This window comes from Elusimicrobiota bacterium (assembly GCA_016788905.1).
Lineage (GTDB): Bacteria > Elusimicrobiota > Elusimicrobia > FEN-1173 > FEN-1173 > JADKHR01.
Genome location: JAEURZ010000049.1, coordinates 1 through 825, shown reverse-complemented (window position 1 = coordinate 825; position 825 = coordinate 1). Strand labels below are relative to the sequence as shown.

2 protein-coding genes are annotated in these 825 nt (G+C 45.9%); both read right to left on the bottom strand.

The window, feature by feature from the left end; all coding sequences use genetic code 11:
* Window positions 1–236: hypothetical protein (locus JNK54_10725; protein ID MBL8024732.1), on the bottom strand; the 236-nt coding region annotated here is incomplete at its 3' end.
* Window positions 237–580: 344 nt separating this feature from the next.
* Entirely contained in the window at window positions 581–796 is a 216-nt protein-coding gene (locus tag JNK54_10720) for a hypothetical protein (protein MBL8024731.1), read from the bottom strand.
* Between the last annotated feature and the right edge of the window lie 29 nt (window positions 797–825).

Sequence of the window (825 nt, the reverse complement as noted above, 5' to 3'; positions counted from 1 at the left end):
ATTGCCCCAATACGGGCACCAGCCCCACCCTTGGTCTCATTACTACCCGACACGATCCCATCTGATCCATATGCTTCTAAAAGATCATCTCTAAATTTTTTCTCATTCTTCTCAAACGCGTCTGAATAAGTGAGGTATTCCAACTGGCCGAAATAATTCACGCGACGATCTGCTGCGCGAAGCGATACCGCAGCCACTGCCACCAACAATGAACACACTATTGTCCAACCTTTCATTAAATTCTCTCCTATTTTGGTTTATCATCATCTCAGCTTTCGAAGTGATCATCGAAATCTGTAGGGATTTCCGAAACTCTTTAAATTACTAAACCATCCAGGCCTATTGTTTAAATTCTGACCAGGCTATTGCAGACTTCTGGCCGGCCTTTTTCCCCTCTTCCAGCATCTTTCCCACGGCTGCCACCAAATGCTCGTAGGCGGTTTTGCTTAAAATTGTTTGTTCGTTCCCTTCAGTCTAGAACACCCCCGTTTCACGATACTCCAGCGGCCCGCCCACCTTCCCCGAATGCGCGCAGGGAAGGTGGGCACCGCCTGAAGTGTTTCTGTTCAATTTCCCTGTTTTAGAACTCAACTCCCAACCGAATTCCGAACGGATTCCAATCGAATTTTTGGAAACTGTTCATATCTTCAGCGGAAGGCATTTGAGAATATGTCAGGGCAAGTTCAACCCCCATTTTCTCAGTCACATAGGCAATGGCCGGACCAATTTCCCAAGTAAACTTGGTCGTGGTGATTGATGTTTTATAACTTCCAGAGGCGTCCCAATCACCAGTCATAACATAAGAGTAATCATCCTCCACTTTAA

What these genes read in the sequence shown, in the direction of transcription:
- JNK54_10720 (MBL8024731.1), bottom strand. Translation starts at nt 796, where the DNA reads ATGACTGGTGATTGGGACGCCTCTGGAAGTTATAAAACATCAATCACC.